The organism is Aeoliella fuhlenseeensis, from assembly GCF_052161615.1.
Lineage (GTDB): Bacteria > Planctomycetota > Planctomycetia > Pirellulales > Lacipirellulaceae > Aeoliella.
Window position 1 is genome coordinate 4446237 of sequence record NZ_CP197417.1, and the last position, 19340, is coordinate 4465576.

Genomic DNA, 19340 nt, shown 5'->3' on the forward strand with positions numbered 1-19340 from the left:
GGGACCTACGCGATTGGCAAAACTAGCACCCGCGAGTCACTTTGCGCTACAATGAGGCACCGCTGATCGATGTCCCTGCCCCCTCGGACCCCTGAAAGCTGAATCCTCACGATGAGCCTTGCCGATTCGATTGAAAAGCGTGCCCAGGAGTTCGCGGCACGATACAAGTCCGTTCACGATCAGATTTCCCGCGTCATCGTGGGCCACGACGACATCGTCCACGGGGTGCTGACCTGCCTGTTCGTCGGCGGACACTGTCTGCTTGAGGGTGTGCCGGGGCTGGGGAAAACCTTACTGGTGCGGACGCTCGCCGAGACGCTGAGCCTCGACTTCTCGCGTATTCAATTCACCCCCGACCTAATGCCCGCCGACATCCTGGGAACAAACATGATCGTCGAGGACCCGGACGGGCGCCGGCGGTTCGAGTTTCAGAAGGGACCCGTGTTCACTCAGATTTGCCTGGCGGACGAAATCAACCGCGCGACACCCAAGACGCAGTCGGCGATGCTCGAGGCGATGCAGGAGAAGTCGATCACGGCGGGCGGCAACCACTACAAGCTCGACGCCCCGTTCTTCGTCATGGCGACGCAGAACCCGCTGGAGCAAGAAGGAACCTACCCGCTGCCCGAGGCGCAGCTCGACCGCTTCTTCTTCAAGCTGATGGTCGGCTACTCCAGCCGCGCCGACCTGAACATGATCCTCGACCGCACCACCCGCGGAGAGGTGATCGTGCCCGAGAAGGTGATGGACGGCCGCGAGATTGTCGAGTGGCAAAAGCTGGTCCGCGAAGTGATCATCGCCCCGCACGTTCAGGACTACATCACCCGGCTCATCCTTGCGACCCACCCCGAAGGGCCCTTCGCCCAGCCGATCACCAACCAGTACCTCCGCTGGGGTTCGAGCCCCCGCGGCGCGCAGAGCGTGGCACTCGCGGCCAAAGTGCGGGCTCTACTCGCTGGTCGGTACAACGTTAGCTTCGAAGACATCCGCCGAGTGTTCCTGCCGGCACTGCGTCACCGCGTGATCCTGAACTTCGAGGCCGAGGCCGAGAACATCAACCCCGACGACGTGCTTTTGGAGCTACTGCAAAAAGTCCCCGAGAAAGCCGACGACATGGCGGCCGCCTAGTACAACGCGGTTCATTCCGTTTCCTAGACGTGGTGAACAGGAGGAAACAGAGGGAACGGAGGAGTTCAAAGAGTGAATCCGTATGAGTCGCCCAGCGAAGTGAATGAATCGGAGACTCAAGAGACCAAGCGATGGTGGCACTTTACTGCTTTAGAATGGGTCATCATTGCGGGGACAGCCATAATAGTGTGCCTGCTCCTCCTCCCTCCAGTAGTATCACGCGGCCATCCTCGTAGAATACCGCTGCCCCTTGAACAGGATGGAACTGAGAGAACGGAGGAGTTCAGAGAATGAATCCGTACGAATCACCTGAATCGCCTCCTCCGAACAAACCAAAGCAGCGGATCAAGGACATCTGGGCTATCAATCGCGCGGACGTGGCCATTGCGTTAACACTGTGTGCGGTTGCATTGCTGACGGGCTGGTGGATGGCAATTCCGTGACTAAATAAAATAAGAATTTAGGACCGCTAATCGACGCTGATCTACGCTAATCAATTCCTATCAGCGAAGATTAGCGTCGATCAGCGGTTCCAAAAATTACAACGCCTAACTAACGGAATGAATTCCGTTGCACGACTTGGGGGGACGGACTCAGCATGACGACGGATTGGTACGTGATTCGCCCTGGCGATGGGCGGCGGTTTGGGCCGTATAACGACGCTAAGCTTCGGCAGCTTGCCGACGATGGCCGGCTGCAGCCCGACGACATGGTGTGGCACGAGGGGATGTCCGACTGGATCGAGGCGGTGGATATCGACGGCCTGTCGTTCGAACTGCCGGTGCCGCCCACTCGTACGACGACCATGCCGCCGGCGACGGGGAGTGCGAGACCAGACCCCGTTTATCGAATCGCCGCCGGGGTGTGTGGCATTTTGCTGGGCTCACTTGGCATTCATAAATTCATCTACGGAGCCACAACCCCCGGGATCATCATGCTGCTGGTGACGCTGCTGACTTGCGGCTGGGGCGGTCTTATCATGGGCACGATCGGCATCATCGAAGGGATCATCTACCTCACGAAATCCGACGCTGAGTTTGAGCAGACGTATATGATTGATAAGAAACCCTGGTTCTAACCGTATAACGATGGACGAACACACCACCAATGCCTTTCAGTCTCCCGAAGCGGAGGACGACGTCCGACCGCTGGCGGCCGATAATCCGCTGGCGGTGCAGCGTGCCAATGCGCTGGGATTGATCCTGTGGGCTGGGTGGTTGATGGTGGTGCTCGTGGCAATCGTGTGGCTCGTTGGCTGACCTACTCACCTACTCACCTACTCACCTACTCACCTACTCACCTACTCACCTACTCACCTACTCACCTACTCACTCACTTCTTCATGCCCACCGCCGACCTATCTGCCCTGCTCGATCCCCCGCTCATGAGTCAGCTGGAGCGGATGGAGCTTGTGTCGCGCAAGATCTTTCGCGGGCGGATGAAGGGCGAACGGCGTAGTAAGAAAAAAGGCCAAAGCGTCGAGTTCGCCGATTATCGCAACTACGTCGCCGGCGACGACCTGCGTTCGCTTGACTGGAATCTGTACGCCCGGCTCGACAAACTGATCGTCAAGCTGTTCCTCGAAGAAGAAGACTTGCACTTCTACACGCTGATCGACGCCAGCCCGTCGATGGGTTTTGGTAGCCCGACGAAGCTACAGTACGCCAAGCAGCTCGCCGCGGCACTCGGCTTCATTGGCCTCATTCGCAGCGATCGTGTCGTGATCGAATCGCTCGGCCAAGGCGTTCATCAGCGCGGCCCCGTCCTGCGTGGTCGGCGGAGCGTGTGGCGGATGCTCGACGTGCTCAACTCGATCGAGCCCAACGAAACGGTGTCGCTCGCCGAGGGAGTGAAACGATTCTGCTTGCGGAACCAGGGCAAGGGAATCGTCGTACTGATTACGGACCTGATGGACAAGGAAGGCTACGAGGCAGCGCTACGGTACTTGGTGGCCCGTCGCGTAGATGTTTACGTGATGCAGGTGCTGAGCCAGGAAGAGATCGACCCCGACGTCAAAGGCGACCTGAAACTCGTCGACTGCGAAGACGACGACATCGCCGAAATCACGGTGAGTGCCCCGCTGCTAGCCCGCTACAAGAAGACGCTCGACTCGTTCACCCGTGGCGCTCAAGAGTTTTGCAGCCGCCGCGGTATGAACTATTTACTGGCCAACAACCAGTTGCCGGTGAAGGACTTGATGAGTAACTACTTAAGACGACGTGGATTGGTGAGGTAGGAGATGAGTAGGCCGTAACAAGCTCCGCGCAGTTACGGCATTCACGACCACAGTACCGTGTTGACTGACAATTGCCGTATCGGCGCGGAGCTTGATACGGCCTACGGCTAAGCACTTACCACCATGTCCCTCTTCCGCAGCGCACTTGAATCCCCTTGGCTTTGGGGCCTGATGGCCTTGTTGCCACTGGCGGTGCTTGCGCTGTACTTCCTGAAGCTCAAGCGCGAGCCGGTGGAGGTGCCGAGTACCTATCTCTGGAAGAAGTCGATCGAGGACCTGCACGTCAACAGCCTGTGGCAGAAGCTAAGGCAAAGTTTGCTCCTGTTCTTGCAACTTTTGTTACTCGCGCTCGCGATTCTCGCGCTGCTTAGGCCTGGGTGGGAGGGCGATCGACTCGAAGGGCAGCGGTTTATCTTTGTCATCGACAACTCGGCCAGCATGGGCTCGAAGGATATCGAAGATGCCGAGAGTCGCCTGGATGCCGCCAAGAAGCATGTCATTGGCCTCGTGGACCAGATGGAGTCGGGCATGCAGGCCTTGGTGATTAGCTTCAACGACGAGGCTCGTGTTGTGCAGGGTTTTACGGGCAATCGTGGCAAGCTTCGCGAAGCGGTCGAGAAGATCACGCTCACGTCGCACACCACGGACCTTCGCAGCGCGCTGGAACTCGCCGACGGGCTGGCAAGCCCGGGGCAGAACGCCGAGGGGGTCGAGACACCCGAAACGTCCGAGCAAACCAAGGCCGACAAATCGACGCTCTACATTTTCAGCGATGGCCGTTTCGCTGGAATCGAAGAGTTCACGCTCGACAATCTGGAGCCGCAGATTTACGTGCCGATTGGGAAGAGCGACGCCAGCAATCTTGCCATCACGGCGTTCAGCACTCGCCAGAGCGAATCTCGCCCGGATGCTCGGCAAGCGTTCGCGCAGGTAAGCAACTACTCCAGCGAACCGCAGAAGGTGGTGCTGGAGATTTCGCACGACGGAAACTTTCTCGACGCCGAGGAACTGGAAGTTCCCGCGGGCGAGTCGCGCGGTGTAACGTTCGCTCTGTCCGATGTGCCAGCGGGGAAGCTCGAGGCGAAGCTCGCCAGCAGTTCGCTCACCGAGGCGAAGGACACGTTGGCCCTTGATAATCGCGCCACAGCGGCAGTGAATGATTCGGCGGCTGGACGAATCCTGCTCGCCACGCCCGGCAACAAGCTGCTTACGACGGCCCTCGCGACGGGCCGGATCAAGCGCTACGGCGATATCGAGATCGTCACGCCCGCAACGCTCGCGACCAAGGAACACCAGGAGCTCGCCGACAGCGGCGCATACGACTTGATCATCTACGATCAATGCGCTCCCGCCGAGCGGATGCCCCGGGCGAATACGTTGTTTATTGGGACGGTGCCACCGACTTGGCTAAGCGATAAATCGCCGACCGTGGTAGAAAGCGCTGCTGTCGACAAAGCCGACGATAAAACCGAAAAAACGGAAACCGAGAAACCAGCCGAAAAACCCGACACGAAACCCGCAATCGATCGCGTCAACAACCCACAAATCATAGATCAGGCCCGCGAGCATCCGCTGATGGCCTACGTGGACCTCAGCGACATCTTCATCACGGCCAGCAACTTGGTGCCTCCCTCCGTAGGTGGGCAGGTGCTTGCCGAGTCGACCGATGGACCGGTGCTCTCGATCGCCCCCCGCGAAGGCTTCGAGGACGCCGTGCTGGGGTTCGAGATTTCGATCAACAAAGATGGCGGTGAGTACGCCAATACCAACTGGTACCGTCGATACAGTTTCCCGACGTTCCTGCTGAACGTCATCTCGTATTTTGTTGGCGAAGGACAGGAAGGCATCGAGCGGACGCACCTACCCGGTAAGCCTCTCGCACTGCGTACTAAGTCGCTCGCCAAAGAGCTGGTGGTGACCGGGCCCAATGGGCTTCGCCGGACCGTAGCTCGTAACGAAGATGGTTCGTACCTGTTCCAAGAGACCGATGAACCTGGGTACTACGAGATCCTGGACGGCGATGAAGTCCAGGGCCGGTTTGTGGTAAACCTGTTCGATCCTCAGGAAAGCGCTGTCCAGATAGAAACGCAAGGTGACGAAAATTCGGACGACAAAATCGAATCTCCGGCTAGCCTGAAGATTGGGCACGTGGAAGTCGAGGCTCAAGGAGCTCGCCCGGCTCGCCAAGAGCTGTGGCGGCCGATCCTTCTTTTGGTCGCCGGCGTACTACTATTTGAATGGTACATCTACAACCGCCGGGTGTATTTGTAAGCCACCGACTCTGCAGGGTTTGCGGTCTCCTGCCGAATATTTGCGTCGCCGCTAGCGTTTGGCTACAATCCAGGCGTCCGGCGGGGTAGCCATCCGGGGCTACGCGTCCGCGACTTCCCGCCTTCGAAGCTGCCCCCTTCTTGGCGTGCACGGCCCCCCAAAGCCGCACGCCAACTGTGCTGCCCGACGACAACGTCGGGCCACTGCCCCCATTCTTTTAGTTGCAGGCCTTACCATGAATCCGAAGGATATCAGCGAAGCGACTTCCTCCAAGGGCTCCGACCGTCGTACGTTCCTCGCCGGAACAACGCTCGCCGCCGCTGGCATCGCGCTTGGCACGAGCAGCATCGCACGTGCGGCGCATCCGTTTGGGGACGACACGATCAAGATTGGTCTGATTGGTGCCGGTGGCCGTGGCACGCAAGCCGTTGCCCAGGCGCTGAACACCTCGGACAACGTGAAGCTCGTCGCGATTGGTGATGCTTTCCGCGATCGTATTGATAGTTGCTTGAACGATCGTGGGGTGCAGCAACATACCAAGAAGATCGACTTGCCCGAAGAGCGCAAGTTCACCGGATTCGATGCCTACCAAAAGGTGATCGACTCGGGTGTCGACATGGTGCTGTTGTGCACGCCTCCTGGCTTCCGCCCCATTCACTTCGAAGCGGCGACCAACGCGGGCAAGCACGTGTTCATGGAGAAGCCCGTGGCGGTCGACGCCCCTGGCATTCGTAAGGTCCTTGCGGCTGCGGAAGTAGCGAAGGAGAAGGGCCTCGGCGTTGGCGTTGGTTTGCAACGTCGTCACGACCCGCTTTACATCGAAGCGATTAAGCGAATTCAGGATGGCGAACTAGGCGACATCGGCCTTACTCGCGTCTACTGGAACGGCGGCGGAGTGTGGACTATCCCCCGCGAGTCCGACTGGAGCGAGATGACCTACCAGATGCGCAACTGGTATTACTTCAACTGGCTCTGCGGCGATCACATTGTGGAGCAACACATCCACAACATCGACGTCAGCAACTGGCTCAAGGACATGGTTCCGACCAAGGCCCAGGGTCAGGGTGGTCGCGAGGTGCGTACCAGCAACCAGCACGGCGAGATCTTTGACCATCACATGGTCGAGTTCACCTATCCGGATGGCTCGACCATGCTCAGCAACTGCCGCCACATCGAAGGCTGCTGGAGCATCGTCGACGAGTTCGCCCATGGCACCAAGGGCCATGCGAACGTCGGCGGTGGTCAGTTCACCAGCAACGACGGCAAGAACCTGTGGCGTTACCGCGGCCGTCGAGTGAATCCGTACCAGCAGGAACACGACGACCTGTTTAGAAGCATCCGCGAGGGGAGCCCCATCAACGAAGCGGAAATTGGTGCCCACTCGACCATGACCTCCATCCTGGGCCGCCTGGCGACCTACTCGGGCCAGGTGGTTGGCTGGGACGAAGCCCTGGCCTCGAACATCGACCTTTCGCCGGCCGAATACTCGTTCGAGGCCACCCCGCCGGTGGTCCCCGACAGCAACGGCAATTACGCCATTGCCGTTCCGGGCAAATTCAAGCCCGTATAACCCGAACCGGCGGCCCCGGCCGCTTGTCCTACCCGGCGGGCGATTGCGTTACGGCGTTCGCGGGCTAGGATAGTACAGTTGCAATTTGCAGAAGATGGGGATGTGGCGGAATTGGCAGACGCGCTGGATTTAGGTTCCAGTGGGGCAACCCGTGCAGGTTCAACTCCTGTCATCCCTACTTTCTGCAGACTTAACATTGAGACTACCCCGCGCCGCCCTTGGGCGGCCACTGCCCCCAAAACGTTTGAGGTTTTCCTTAACATGCGACAATCGTTTGTGATCTTGCTGCTGATGTTCGTCGCCTCGCTCTCCGGCCAGAGCGCGCTGGGCTTTGTCGAGTTTCACAAGGAGTGGGTGAAGCTGCACGTCGACGCCACCGACAAATCGGAAGAAGCGAAGGAATACGAGAAGCTGGTTGCGAAGGGCAAGTACCGCTGCTTCACCTGCCATCAAGGCAAGAAGAAGACCAACCACAACCCCTACGGCATGCACTTCGTCGGCGTTCTCACCAAGGACGACAAGAAGGACACCGACAAGATCATCGCCACGCTGAAGGAAGTGGCCGAGAAGAAGGTCGACCCCAGCGATGAGAACTCCAAGACCTACGGCGACTTGATTAAGGAAAAGAAGTTCCCCGGCGGCGAACTCGAGGACCTCGAGAAGGAACCCGAGACCGAAGAAAAGAAACCCGAGTCGGAAGAGAAGAAGTAATTCGACTTCGGAAGCGAAACTCTAAATCTACGCACGAGCCTCGGTCGTCACGACCGAGGCTCGTGGTGTTTTCTGCCGTGTACCTGCCTGAAGATCCCTCGACGCTCTTGACCTTGGCGATCCCCATCGTGCAGGGTACGGCCGAAGGTGTGGCGATGTACTTCACCGGTACCATGGGCCAGCGTCGACGGCCCGAATGGACGTTCTTTGCGGTCAACGTCCCTTACTGGCTGCTTATCCGCGGAGGGCTCTACTCCACTAGGTCAACGGGCCTCTCTACCAACTGGAGCCTGCTGCTTGCAGGGGCGCTGCTGGGAATCCTTGGGATCGGGTTACGAACATGGTGCCATTTCCTACTGCGAGGGCAGTTCTCTCCCTTCGTGGAGCTTCGTGCCAACCATCAACTGATTGATACAGGGCCCTATCGATGGGTGCGCCATCCGATGTACTTGGGAACCTTGATGATCCTCGCGGGGTTGTCACTAGTGACACCCACTTGGTGGTCCGCTGCGATGACCAGCCTAGCAACGCTCGGGATTATCGCCCGCGTACGCCATGAAGAGCAAAAGCTCACTGCGGGTGTTGATGGCTACAGGGGCTACCAACAACGCACATGGGGCATCCTTCCCGGGGTGTGGTAGCCGCTAGTCGCCCGGGTCGTAGTCGCTGGGCCAAAACTGGGGAGAGCCGTCCCACCCACTCCATTGCCCCGGCAAGAGCGGTGCGAGCGCCACCAACCCCCATAGCCATGGTGCCTCAACCGGCCAAGGAACGTTCATCTCCGCCACGTGAAAGCCAAGCAACAACAGCCCAGCCAAAACGACGAATTGCAGCAGATACAAGAAGATGCCCCGGACCATCATCGCTAACTCGCAGAGACAGGCCATTACCGCCACCGCGACGGCCCTATAGAGAGTCTATGCCGTCGGCGGGATTAGCTCGGCTTGACGTGTGAAGTGCTACCGCCTCGCGTGACTCAACCGGCACCAAATGCAACTGTTGTAGCGTTTGTCCGCACGTTTCCCAGCACCGCTCTCCCCCGCGCAAATCCGCTTGCTGATTTCGCACCAACCTTCTCACACCCTTCACAGAACGACGGTAAAATCCGTACGGCGAGGCGAACTGAAGTCAACCTGAGTGGAGAGTACCTGGAAAATGACCAAGGACGAATTTCGCAGCTATGCCCGCCGCGCGGGCGGCGTCGACCGCCGCCTGTTCATGGCCTACGTGGCCAGCCTAACTGCGGCCCCTGCCCTGCGTGCAGCAGACGTGCTGAACGCCCCCAAGGACCTTGGAAACAACCCGTTCACGCTCGGCGTGGCCTCCGGCGATCCGGCCGTGCGAAGCGTGCTGCTTTGGACGCGCCTCGCCCCCGAGCCGCTGGAGCCCGGCGGTGGAATGCCAACGCTCGCGGTGCCGGTTCGCTGGGAAGTGGCCGAGGACGACCAGTTCAAGCGCATTGTGAAAAGCGGGCAAACTGTCGCCACGCCGCAACTCGGGCATTCGGTGCACGTCGCGGTCGACGAGCTGAACCCCAACCGCTGGTACCACTACCGTTTCCTATCGGGTGACGCGACGAGCCCCGTCGGTCGCACCCGCACGATGCCGAACGATCGACACCCTAGCGAACGATTTAAGTTTGCCTTCGCGTCGTGCCAGCATTTCGAGAGTGGCTATTACGCCGCGTATCGCCACATGGCCGAGCAAGACCTCGACATGGTCGTGCACCTGGGCGACTACATCTACGAAGGCCCGGGTAAGGAGGGCGGCGTTCGCAAGCACGTCGGCAAAGAAATTCAATCGCTCGACGACTATCGCATCCGTCACGCGCTCTACAAAACGGACCCGCAACTTCAGGCGATGCACGCGGCGTGCCCTTGGATGGTGACCTGGGACGACCACGAGTTCGACAACAACTACGCGGCCGAGATTTCCGAGCAAGCCGACATCGATCCGATCGACTTCCTTGCGCGTCGCGCGAACTCTTACCAGGCCTACTACGAATCCATGCCGCTACGGCGACGGTCGCTACCCCAGGGCCCGCACATGCGGCTCTATCGCAAGGTGTCGTTCGGCAACCTGGCAGAGATGATGGTGCTCGACACCCGCCAGTATCGCAGCGATCAACCACAAGGTGACGGTAAGCACGACCTAAATGATGCCGCTCGCTCGGTATCGCAAAGCATGTTGGGTGCGGAGCAGCGTGGTTGGCTGGAGTCGTCGCTGCTGGCTTCGCCCGCGAAGTGGAACATCCTCGCCCAGCAAGTGATGATGGCCACCGTCGATCTCAAGCGGGGCGAGAAGCAGCGGTACTCGATGGATCAATGGCCCGGCTACCTGCACGAGCGCGACCATCTGGTGAACTTCCTCGGCGATCGACGCGTGTCGAACCCCGTGGTGTTGACCGGTGATATTCACGCCAACTGGGTGAATGACCTGCGGGCGGACGACCTGAAACCCGAGTCGCCGGTCGTCGCCACCGAATTCGTTGGTACCTCGATTTCAAGCGGTGGCAACGGGCCCTCCGTGGCACCCGATGCCGAATCGGTACTCGCCGAGAATCCTGGCGTGAAGTTCCTCGACCGCCAGCGGGGCTACGTCGCTTGCGACGTGACCGCCGACGAGTGGAACAGCCACTACTACATCGTCGACGACGTCACAAAGCCCGACAGCGAAGTTTCTCGCCTCGCCAGCTTCCTGGTCGAGTCCGGCAGACCCGGGGCCGTGATTCACTAGCGCCGCATTCGTAACCTAAACAGCCGCTGCCATCGTCGGTGCTGCGAGCGTTTGCTTGGGCCCGAAGAACTCGTGCCGCACGCGTTCGCTCGGAACACCAAGTTCGTCGAGGCTCGCGAGCACGCACGTCATGAACGCGCTTGGACCACAAACGTAGTACTCGGCCTCGGCCGTGGGAGTCCACTCGCGCAGCAGGTCCGTCGTCACAACGCCTACGCTATCGCAGTGACCTTCCGCCGTGTCGTGGGGCAATGGCTGGTCGTACACGAAATGCGTCTGGACGTTGGGACTCGCATCAGCGAGCGCGCGGACTTCGCTCGCAAGTGCGTGGACGCGGCTGTTGCGTGCGGCTTGTAGAAAGTACACCGGTCTGGTGCCGGCGGCTTGATCAAGCGTCTTGGCCATTGCCAATAGCGGCGTGACGCCAATGCCTCCAGCGATTAAGACCACTGGCCGCTGTGTCGGGTCCGAAGCGTCGAGCGTGAACTCGCCACAGGGTGGGCCGACGTCGATTTCGTCCCCTTCGCAAATGTGGTCGTGCAGGAAGTTGGAGATCAATCCGTCCGGTGCACCGTCGACCAAACAAGGCTCGCGCTTAACGCTGATGCGGAAATGCCCCGCGCCGGGACGGTCAGACAAACTGTAATTGCGCGGCGACGTGGGAGTCGTCGGGTGGTCGATTCTTACCGTGATGTACTGCCCCGGCAGGTAATCGGGCAGTGGGTCGCCATTCGTCGGTGCCAGGTAGAACGACGTCACGATATCGCTTTCGCGAACCTTCCGTGCGACACGCAACTTGCGATAACCGTTCCAGCCACCCGGCTTCGCCTGTTGTTCGGCGTAAATCTGTGCCTCACGCCCAATGCAGACATCGGCCAGCAGGCCATACGCCTCGGCCACGGCGGCGATGATCTCGTCGGTCGCGGCGTCGCCCATCACGTCCTTGATCGCGGCAAGCAGGTGTTTGCCGACGATCGGGTAGTGCTCGGGCTGGATGCCGAGGGAGCAGTGCTTCTGGGCGATGAGCTCCACGGCCGGCCCCAAGGCGTCAAGTTGGTCGATGTGCGTGAAGTAGGCACAGATGGCCCCGGCCAGCGCCCGCTGCTGCCCGCCGCTGTGCTGATGGGCCTGATTGAAGTAGGCTTGAACCTCAGGATTCCCGGCGAACATCCGTTCGTAGAACCGGCGGGTGATCACCTCGGCGTTGGCGGCCACGGCGGGGGTGATTTGCTTGACGATCCGAATGGTCTGTTCGCTAAGCATTGAGAGGTTCCTACGAAAAAGGGCCTGCGATAATTGCCGGTTAGTGAGGCGTCGCCTCGAAAAACCTGGCAACTGAATTGATCACCAAAAGGTATAGCATATAATTCTGCACGTCAATGTGTAGATTTAGAATTTTCTAGCTTCGCTGAGTTCTGCCGTGATTTCCAAGACCGCCGAGTACGCCCTGAGGGCCATCGCCTGCCTGGCCTCCGACCCCGAGACAGCCCAGTCCGCCGATGTGCTGGCCGAGAAAACGAAGGTGCCGCGTCGCTACCTGACGCGGGTGATGCAGGACCTAGCAGCCGGCGAGGTGGTGACCTCGAGGAGTGGGCCTGGGGGCGGTTACGTGCTCGCCCAGTCGCCGGCGGAGCTAACGATCCTCGACATCGTAAATGCCGTCTCGCCGCTGGAGCGGATTCGCTCCTGCCCGCTCGGCCTGGAGACGCACACCGCACTCTGCCCGCTGCACGCCGAACTCGACCGCGCCTACGCGGCTACCGAAGAGGCTTTCCGCGCGGTAACGATCCAGCAACTGCTGGAGTCCACCAGCCCCATCATTCCGCTCTGCGAGTCGAGGTAACTCAAGCTACGGACCAACGGGGTTGTCGAGCACTTCGTCAACCTCCTGCTCTTCGTCGGCAGGCGGCGGGGCGATCTCTTCGGCGTTGTCCACGTCCGCGGCGGGCACGGCTGGGGGAACGACTGCTCCTGACAGATACGGCGACGGCCAACCACCGCCGAGCGAACGATAGATGGCGATCAGGCCCTGCGCCACGTCGCCTTTCACCTGCGCCGCCGAGAGGTCCTGCTGCGTCTTGAAGTTCTGAACGCTGAACACGCGGTTGAAGTCGATGGGTTCGCCTTCACGGAACTGCGCTGAGATCAGCTCGTTCGTTTTGTCTGCTGCCTCGGCAGCCTGCAGTTGCAGCCGCAACTGTTCTTGAGATTTGAGAAACAGCACAATTGCATTCTCCGCTTCAAGGTTCGCTTGCAGCACCGACTCACGGTACGCGGCTAGCAGTTCCTGAAATCTTGCATCCTGCAGACGCACGTTGTTCAAAATGCGGCCGTAGTTCAAGAAGTTCCAGTCCATCGAGGGCCCGACGGATCCAAAACCCGATCCGCTGCGAAACAGATCCTTGAATTGATTCGCGCTTCGCCCCACGTTGCCCGTGATCGAAATATGCGGATAGAGCTCTGCTTCCGCCACTCCGATCAGTGCGCTTTGCGCCGCCATTTCGCGTTCGGCACGTCGCACGTCGGGACGTTGCAACAGCGTGGCGGCAGGGATTCCAAGCGCTACTTCGGGTGCCACGGTGGGAATCTCTCCCTTGCCCAGCCGATCGTCCAACTCCTCCGGTGGCATGCCCAGCAGAACGCACAGTTGATTCTGCGACTGCCGCAGGAAGGTTTCTGTTTCGGGAACGAGGGTCTCTGTCTGCACCAGACTTGATAGCGCCTGTTGCACGTCGACATCGCTCGACTCGCCTGCTTCTAGCCGCTTGACCGTGAGGTCGTACGTCTTCCGCTGGTTCTCAACGTTCAGCTTCACCAACTCTAGACGCGTTTGCAGCGTGCGAATGTCGATGTAGGTCGCCGCGACGTCGGCGACCAAGGTCACCACCACGTCGCCGTAGTCGAACACCGCGGCGTCGAGATCCGCGTCGGCGGCTTCGATGGCCCGGCGGTACCGGCCCCAGAAGTCGATTTCCCACGCTAGTGCAAACGAACCGTTCCAGACGCTGAAGTGGCGGTCGCCGACGCCGGTCCGCAGGTTGTGTGAGTAGTCGGCGTTGAAACTCTGCTGCTGCGGGAAGATCTCGCCCACGACGATCGCTCGCAGAGCCCGAGCCTGCAGGATCCGGGCACCGGCTTGCCGCACGGTCAGGTTTTGGTTGTAGGCCTCGGTGACCAAATCGTTCAGCACCGGGTCGTTGAACGTGGTCCACCAGGCGGTCGCCTCGACCGGGTCCTTAAGCACTCTTTTGTCATTGGCGTCGATCCAGTCTTGGGCGACAGGTGCGGCCGGAGTACAATAATTGGGACCCACCTTAAAGCCGTTGGCCACCCACTGGCGGGGACTGGTGCATCCCTGCCCGACCACGCTGCTGGCCGCCACCACGACGGCGAGCATGACCCGCCCCACACGCGAGCGGCCGATGGCAGAGGGTTTTTGAACGATTTGCATCGGATAATTGCTGCTTGCTGCAAGTCGGGAACATTCCGTATTTCCCCTGTCATCGTTGTTTTCGGATTCCGGCGTATAATCTGTTTTGGTGGGCCTGCAAGGCTTCACATTCGGCGACTAATCCCCACACCTCAGCTTCCCCTACCCGCACAACCGGCACGGTCGGACTGGCGTTTACCGCAACCCGCCACGGATCTGGCGACCTCCTGGCAAAGCGTCGGGGTTTCCCTTACGGAGGGGAAATGCACCGCGGTGCCGCCCAGCCCCATCTCGGTTCACCGCACGAATCACCGCTAGCACGGCCCGGCCAGCGATCCCCCAATTCATGACGACGCAAAATTCTTCCTCTCCGAATCTGCTTGGCGTGCTCGTGCGTTTGGCGTTTCCCTGCGCCATCCTTGCCGCCGGTTGGTTCGGCTATCAGTACTTGATGAGCTACGAGGAGCCCGCCCCGGAACCCGAGGCCGAGAAGCCACTGCTCCGCACCCGCGTCGAAGACATGCCGGTGGTCAACTACCCGGTGCTCATCGAAACAAACGCCGTGGTGCAACCTCACAACCAAGTGACGCTCGCCGCGCAAGTGTCGGGAACCGTCGTCAACGTGAGTCCGTCGTTCGAAGTTGGGGCGTTCTTCGAGAAGGGCGAGTTGCTGGTCGAGATCGACCCTCGCGACTACCAGACCGCGCTGGCGATGGCCGAGTCACAGTTGACGTCAGCCAAGTCCGAACTCAAGCTCGCGCAAGTGGTCGAAGATCGCAAGCTTCGACTGATCGAGTCGAATGCCGTATCGCAAGGCGAAGTCGACGCCGCGCTCGCCACCCGCGAGCAAGCCGAGGCCAACGTGGCTCTCGCGGCCAGCCAAGTGGAACAAGCCAAGTTAGCGCTGGAGCGAACTAAGGTGGTTGCTCCGTTCGATGGCCGGGTGATGACCAAGCTCATAGGCCTGGGTCAAATGGCGGGGGCGAACAATCCCATCGGCGCGGTGTTCGCCATCGACTTCGTCGAAGTCCGCCTGCCAATTTCCGGCGCACAGCGGCAGTTCCTCAATCTGCCCGAGTTCGCCGACGATCCCACCCTCGAAGTCACCCTGCGCGATGGCATTCGCGATGCGAACCAAAGCGTGTGGCGAGGCAAGATCATCCGCACCGAGGGCGTGCTCGATCCCGATTCGCGCGACGTGTTTGCCATCGCCCGCATCGACGATCCGTTCGGCCGCAACACCGATCGCACGCCGCTGCGAATCGGCCAGCCGGTCGTGGCGTCGATCGAGGGCATTACACTCAACAACGTGATCGCGTTGCCTCGCGGAGCGGTACGCCAACTCGATCAAGTCATTCTGGTCGATCGCACCGAGCAGACGCTGCTCCCCATCGAAGTCGAAGCCATGTGGTCCGACGCCGAGCACGTGGTGGTGCCCGCGTCGATGATTCCCAAGAACATGTGGCTGTCGACCACGGCGCTCGCCTACACTCCCGAAGGAGCGAAAGTCGAGATCATCCCCGACGCCAAATCGGAAACTTCGATCGCCGAGTCGCACTCGGCCGAGTCCGACAAGAAAGCGACCAACTGACGTTGCCCCATGATTCGCTGGTTTGCCACAAACGGAATCGCCGCCAACTTCTTGATGGTTGCCATCATTGTTGGGGGCGTCTACACCGCGATTTCGAACATGCCGCTGGAAGTTTCGCCCGCGCGGAATTTCGAGACGGTGATGATCGAGATGGACTACCGCGGTGGTACCGCGAAGGACGTCGAGCGGGCGATTCTCATTCCGATTGAAGAGTCTCTGGAGGGTGTCGAAGGCATTCGCGATATCATCGCCGAGGGCCACCAGGGCGGGTGCCGGATGTTCGTCGACGCCGTGCCCGGTGCCGATCTGCGGGCGCTCATGGACGACGTGAAGGCCCGCGTCGATACGATCACAACGTTCCCGGACGAGACCGAGCGTCCTCGCATCACCATTCCCGACTCTTCGAATTGGTGGGAGGTGCTGAGCATCGCGGTGACCGGCAAGCTAAGCCCGCACGAATTGCGCGAAGTCGCCCGCAAGGTCGAAGCCGACATCATCGCGCTACCCGGAATCAGCCGGGCACAGGTGCAGGGCGATCGCCGCTACGAGATTGGCATCGAGGTCAACACGTCGAAGTTGCTCGCCTACGGTTTGAGTTTCCAAGACCTGTCCGACGCGATTCAGCAGTTCTCGATCGACCTTCCCGCCGGATCCATCGACGCCGCGAGCGGAACATTCGTCATCCGTACGCGCGGCCAAGCGTTTTCCGAACAGGAGTTCGCCCAAGTCCCTATCCGAGCCGCGAATGGCTCTGACATCTTGCTGGGCGAAGTCGCCCGCATTACCGATGGCTTCGAAGAAGGGGATAAAACGGTCGAGTTCAATGGCAAGTCGGCGCTGTTCGTCGAGGTGATGCGAACGGGCAACGAGAATGCCATCGACATTTCCGATAGGGTTCACGAGTACGTCCGCACGGCTCGCAATCGATTCCCAGAAGGTATCGAACTGTTTGTATGGGACGACGAGTCCGTCGAAATTCGCGGACGGTTGTCGACACTCGTCGGATCGATGATCCAGGGTGGCATCCTAGTGCTTCTGCTGCTTGGCCTGTTCCTTCGCCCCATGCTGGCGTTCTGGATCGTGATCGGCATCCCCATCTCCTTCGCGGGGGCGGTCATGATGATGCCCTGGTTCGGGGTGACCGCGAATGTAATGAGCCTCTTCGGTTTCATTCTGGCGGTGGGCATCGTGGTCGACGACGCCATCGTGACGGGTGAGAACGTTTACTTGAAACTTAAAGAGGGGCTCCCTCCACTTGAAGCGGCCGTTGAAGGAACCAAAGAAGTCGCGTTACCGGTGACTTTCGGCGCTGTCACGACCATGGTGGCCTTCTTGCCACTCCTGTTCTTCGAAGGAAGCTGGGGCGACTTCGCGTCTCAGGTGCCGCCGGTAGTGATTCCCGTGCTGTTTTTCTCGCTGGTTGAATCCAAACTGATTCTCCCCGCCCATCTCAAGCACCTCCGCGCCGTACCGCGTGACAATATCTTCACACGCCTTCAAACTTCCGTTGCCGCGGGACTCGAGACCTTCATCGATCGAGTCTACCAACCCAGCCTCGAGTTCGCCGTCCGCCATCGTGCGTCGGTACTCGCCGGGTTCGCGACGGTGGCTCTGCTGATGGCCGGCTACTGTTTAAGTGGTCGCATGGAGTTCATCGCTTACCCGTCCATCGACGACAAGCGCATCGCCGCCGAACTCGACATGCCCGACGACACTTCTCTGGAAGTGACGACGCAGTACATGGATCGCATTGAAAAAGCGCTGCTACAAATGCAGCAGGAATGGAAAGATCCAGAAACGGGTGAGTCATACGTTCAGGACATTTCCAAGCTAGTCGGCGCACCACGCATCCACCGCGACTTCGATAAGTCACGCGGTGCCATCACCTTCGAAGTGCTGTCCCCCACGCTGCGAAGTGTGCCGGGGCCCAAGAACAGCGAACTGTCCGCGCGGTGGACCGAACTCGTCGGGCCCATTCCCGAGGCGACCGAGTTTCAGATCAGCGCCGACTCCAGTGTCAATCAAGACCGTAACGTCGATAACGAGAACCTGAACATCGAACTCCGCGGCCCGATGTCGCCGGAGAAGGCCGAGGTAGCGCGACAGATTCGGGCGATGCTGCAAGAGTACGATGGTTTTGCTTCTACTTGGGCCAATATCAACTACGGCCAAGACGAATTGGAGCTTCGGCTCAAACCCTTGGCCGCCGAGTTGGGACTCACGCAGCAGCTTTTGGCCCAGCAAATTCGCCAAGCCTTCTTTGGCGAGGAAGCACAGCGGCTCCAACGCGGCATCGACGACATTCGCGTGATGGTTCGGCTCCCCCGCCTCCAACGGGAGTCGCTCCATACGCTCGATCAAATGCGAGTGCGGACGCCACGCGGTGCGAGTGTGCCGTTGTCGGCCGTGGCCGAAACTACGTTCGTCAAAGCCCCTTCTCACGTCGATCGGAAGGACGGTGCCGAGATCCTTCGAATCGGCGCTCGCGCAGTGGACGAGACGGTCGACATCCTGGGCATCGCTCGCGAGTTGATGCCTCGCATCGACCGCCTAGTGTCGCAGAACAATCTCAGCTTCGAGTTCGTGGGCTACGTCGCCGAGGCGGCTGACACCCAGTTTCGGACGATCGTCGGATCGTGCCTGTTGGCGTTTGCTCTCTTCGCCTTGCTATCGATTGCGCTCAAATCACTGGGACAACCCTTCTTCGTGTTGCTAGCAGTCCCCTTTTCGATCATTGGAGCGCTGCTAGGGCATATCGCCCTTGGCATCACGCCGTCGTACCTTTCACTCTTCGGACTGCTTGCCCTCGCGGGCGTCGCGGTCAACGACTCGCTGGTGATGGTCGACTACGTGAATAACCGCCGCGCGGCGGGCGAGACCCTACGCGACGCGGCCTTGCAAGCAGGCGCTCGCCGATTCCGTCCCATCATGCTGACATCCGTCACCACCTTTGCGGGACTTGTGCCGCTGCTGATGGATCGATCGCTACAGGCGCAGTTCCTGATTCCGATGGCCACGTCACTCGCCTTCGGCGTGATGTTCGCCACGATCGTCACGCTGTATCTGATCCCGTGCGCGATGATCGCGGCGGACGATATCTACGGCGTTTTGGCCCACGCCAAGGAGTGGTATTTCCGCCCCTTCGCTCCCGCCAACAAGACTTCGGTCGAAGCACCGGATCTCGTTAGTCACACCTAAAGTCGATCGTCAGTGGCTCGTCCGCGTCAGCCGGTACACTGGCAGTGAGACCGCTGGTGGTGGTCTGGTTGTACTTCGCAGGAATGCGCGACTTGCGTGGTGGTGGGCTCTCCTCCCACTGGGTCAGTGGCGGTGCTCCGATCAGACTGGTAACCGCCACCTGATACTCTCCCGGCTGAATGCCGTCGCCCTTGGTGAACGTGGTGAGCGAGTACGTCCCATCGGGTTCAATCTGCCCGATTGCCGGACGCATGGGGGCACCCTCCAGGACTTTCGTCGGTTGGAACGCGATGGTTCCCCCTTCGAGTGGCTTGCCATTCGAAGTCACCGTACCACGCACGTCGATGGTCTGTGGACCCGACTTGCCGCACCCGGTAAGCAGAACGAAATGCAGCCCTACGAGCGAAGCGGCGACTGGCAGCATGGCGCGACGGTTGAGTATACGACTCACTAATCGGGGCATCGAGAA

General features: G+C 60.1%; 17 protein-coding genes and 1 tRNA gene. 14 read left to right on the plus strand and 4 right to left on the minus strand.

From position 1 onward, the window contains the following. The first annotated feature begins 111 nt into the window (after window positions 1-111). From SH292x_RS17320 to SH292x_RS17365, 10 genes are all read left to right on the plus strand, one after another. Window positions 112-1128 (plus strand): AAA family ATPase, encoded by a 1017-nt coding sequence (locus SH292x_RS17320; protein ID WP_442482271.1) that lies wholly within the window; start codon window positions 112-114, stop codon window positions 1126-1128. 290 nt (window positions 1129-1418) lie between these two features. Continuing rightward, window positions 1419-1571 (plus strand): hypothetical protein, encoded by a 153-nt coding sequence (locus tag SH292x_RS17325; RefSeq protein WP_442482272.1) that lies wholly within the window; start codon window positions 1419-1421, stop codon window positions 1569-1571. Window positions 1572-1726: 155 nt separating this feature from the next. Further along, window positions 1727-2206 (plus strand): GYF domain-containing protein, encoded by a 480-nt coding sequence (locus SH292x_RS17330; RefSeq protein WP_442482273.1) that lies wholly within the window; start codon window positions 1727-1729, stop codon window positions 2204-2206. Window positions 2207-2216: 10 nt separating this feature from the next. Further along, complete coding sequence (locus SH292x_RS17335; RefSeq protein ID WP_442482274.1) at window positions 2217-2387, plus strand: hypothetical protein; 171 nt, start codon at window positions 2217-2219, stop codon at window positions 2385-2387. 83 nt (window positions 2388-2470) lie between these two features. Continuing rightward, window positions 2471-3364, plus strand: coding sequence for a DUF58 domain-containing protein (locus SH292x_RS17340; protein WP_442482275.1), 894 nt, complete (start codon window positions 2471-2473; stop codon window positions 3362-3364). 123 nt (window positions 3365-3487) lie between these two features. Then, window positions 3488-5635 carry a vWA domain-containing protein gene (locus SH292x_RS17345; RefSeq protein ID WP_442482276.1) on the plus strand — a complete coding sequence of 716 codons (2148 nt, stop codon included), beginning with the start codon at window positions 3488-3490 and terminating at the stop codon, window positions 5633-5635. A 235-nt stretch (window positions 5636-5870) separates the two neighbouring features. Next, window positions 5871-7205: a Gfo/Idh/MocA family protein gene (locus SH292x_RS17350; protein ID WP_442482277.1), complete on the plus strand. Its 1335-nt coding sequence runs from the start codon at window positions 5871-5873 to the stop codon at window positions 7203-7205. 96 nt (window positions 7206-7301) lie between these two features. Next, window positions 7302-7383: transfer RNA gene (locus tag SH292x_RS17355), tRNA-Leu, on the plus strand. 83 nt (window positions 7384-7466) lie between these two features. Further along, on the plus strand, window positions 7467-7916 hold the full coding sequence (locus SH292x_RS17360; RefSeq protein WP_442482278.1) for a hypothetical protein: 450 nt from the start codon (window positions 7467-7469) through the stop codon (window positions 7914-7916). A gap of 65 nt (window positions 7917-7981) precedes the next feature. Next, a complete protein-coding gene (locus SH292x_RS17365) occupies window positions 7982-8557 on the plus strand; it encodes a methyltransferase family protein (protein WP_442482279.1) in 576 nt (191 codons plus the stop codon). 3 nt (window positions 8558-8560) lie between these two features. On the opposite strand, the gene SH292x_RS17370 is transcribed toward SH292x_RS17365, so the two are convergent. Then, window positions 8561-8803 (minus strand): hypothetical protein, encoded by a 243-nt coding sequence (locus tag SH292x_RS17370; protein WP_442482280.1) that lies wholly within the window; start codon window positions 8801-8803, stop codon window positions 8561-8563. Window positions 8804-9071: 268 nt separating this feature from the next. Here SH292x_RS17370 and SH292x_RS17375 point away from each other — a divergent pair, with 268 nt between their 5' ends. After that, window positions 9072-10652: an alkaline phosphatase D family protein gene (locus SH292x_RS17375; protein WP_442482281.1), complete on the plus strand. Its 1581-nt coding sequence runs from the start codon at window positions 9072-9074 to the stop codon at window positions 10650-10652. Window positions 10653-10667: 15 nt separating this feature from the next. On the opposite strand, the gene hmpA is transcribed toward SH292x_RS17375, so the two are convergent. Then, complete coding sequence (gene hmpA / locus SH292x_RS17380; protein ID WP_442482282.1) at window positions 10668-11915, minus strand: NO-inducible flavohemoprotein; 1248 nt, start codon at window positions 11913-11915, stop codon at window positions 10668-10670. 157 nt (window positions 11916-12072) lie between these two features. Between hmpA and SH292x_RS17385 the strand changes: the two genes are divergently transcribed. Further along, the gene (locus SH292x_RS17385; protein WP_442482283.1) at window positions 12073-12495 is read left to right on the plus strand and encodes an RrF2 family transcriptional regulator; all 423 of its coding nucleotides are present in this window, start codon (window positions 12073-12075) and stop codon (window positions 12493-12495) included. Window positions 12496-12501: 6 nt separating this feature from the next. On the opposite strand, the gene SH292x_RS17390 is transcribed toward SH292x_RS17385, so the two are convergent. Continuing rightward, complete coding sequence (locus SH292x_RS17390; RefSeq protein WP_442482284.1) at window positions 12502-14103, minus strand: efflux transporter outer membrane subunit; 1602 nt, start codon at window positions 14101-14103, stop codon at window positions 12502-12504. A gap of 325 nt (window positions 14104-14428) precedes the next feature. Here SH292x_RS17390 and SH292x_RS17395 point away from each other — a divergent pair, with 325 nt between their 5' ends. Together SH292x_RS17395 and SH292x_RS17400 are read left to right on the plus strand one after the other, a co-directional pair. Then, on the plus strand, window positions 14429-15673 hold the full coding sequence (locus tag SH292x_RS17395) for an efflux RND transporter periplasmic adaptor subunit (protein WP_442482285.1): 1245 nt from the start codon (window positions 14429-14431) through the stop codon (window positions 15671-15673). A gap of 9 nt (window positions 15674-15682) precedes the next feature. Further along, complete coding sequence (locus SH292x_RS17400; RefSeq protein WP_442482286.1) at window positions 15683-18871, plus strand: efflux RND transporter permease subunit; 3189 nt, start codon at window positions 15683-15685, stop codon at window positions 18869-18871. Here SH292x_RS17400 and SH292x_RS17405 read toward each other — a convergent pair. Beyond that, window positions 18858-19334 (minus strand): hypothetical protein, encoded by a 477-nt coding sequence (locus SH292x_RS17405; RefSeq protein ID WP_442482287.1) that lies wholly within the window; start codon window positions 19332-19334, stop codon window positions 18858-18860. The genes SH292x_RS17400 and SH292x_RS17405 overlap by 14 nt on opposite strands. Between the last annotated feature and the right edge of the window lie 6 nt (window positions 19335-19340).

Bases quoted from the DNA above. Each gene is read 5' to 3' on its own strand.
- SH292x_RS17395 (WP_442482285.1), top strand. From the start codon at position 14,429: ATGACGACGCAAAATTCTTCCTCTCCGAATCTGCTTGGCGTGCTCGTG.
- SH292x_RS17400 (WP_442482286.1), top strand. From the start codon at position 15,683: ATGATTCGCTGGTTTGCCACAAACGGAATCGCCGCCAACTTCTTGATG.
- SH292x_RS17340 (WP_442482275.1), top strand. From the start codon at position 2,471: ATGCCCACCGCCGACCTATCTGCCCTGCTCGATCCCCCGCTCATGAGT.
- SH292x_RS17345 (WP_442482276.1), top strand. From the start codon at position 3,488: ATGTCCCTCTTCCGCAGCGCACTTGAATCCCCTTGGCTTTGGGGCCTG.
- hmpA (WP_442482282.1), bottom strand. From the start codon at position 11,915: ATGCTTAGCGAACAGACCATTCGGATCGTCAAGCAAATCACCCCCGCC.
- SH292x_RS17350 (WP_442482277.1), top strand. From the start codon at position 5,871: ATGAATCCGAAGGATATCAGCGAAGCGACTTCCTCCAAGGGCTCCGAC.
- SH292x_RS17330 (WP_442482273.1), top strand. From the start codon at position 1,727: ATGACGACGGATTGGTACGTGATTCGCCCTGGCGATGGGCGGCGGTTT.
- SH292x_RS17390 (WP_442482284.1), bottom strand. From the start codon at position 14,103: ATGCAAATCGTTCAAAAACCCTCTGCCATCGGCCGCTCGCGTGTGGGG.
- SH292x_RS17375 (WP_442482281.1), top strand. From the start codon at position 9,072: ATGACCAAGGACGAATTTCGCAGCTATGCCCGCCGCGCGGGCGGCGTC.
- SH292x_RS17335 (WP_442482274.1), top strand. From the start codon at position 2,217: ATGGACGAACACACCACCAATGCCTTTCAGTCTCCCGAAGCGGAGGAC.
- SH292x_RS17405 (WP_442482287.1), bottom strand. From the start codon at position 19,334: ATGCCCCGATTAGTGAGTCGTATACTCAACCGTCGCGCCATGCTGCCA.
- SH292x_RS17370 (WP_442482280.1), bottom strand. From the start codon at position 8,803: ATGGCCTGTCTCTGCGAGTTAGCGATGATGGTCCGGGGCATCTTCTTG.
- SH292x_RS17325 (WP_442482272.1), top strand. From the start codon at position 1,419: ATGAATCCGTACGAATCACCTGAATCGCCTCCTCCGAACAAACCAAAG.
- SH292x_RS17320 (WP_442482271.1), top strand. From the start codon at position 112: ATGAGCCTTGCCGATTCGATTGAAAAGCGTGCCCAGGAGTTCGCGGCA.
- SH292x_RS17360 (WP_442482278.1), top strand. From the start codon at position 7,467: ATGCGACAATCGTTTGTGATCTTGCTGCTGATGTTCGTCGCCTCGCTC.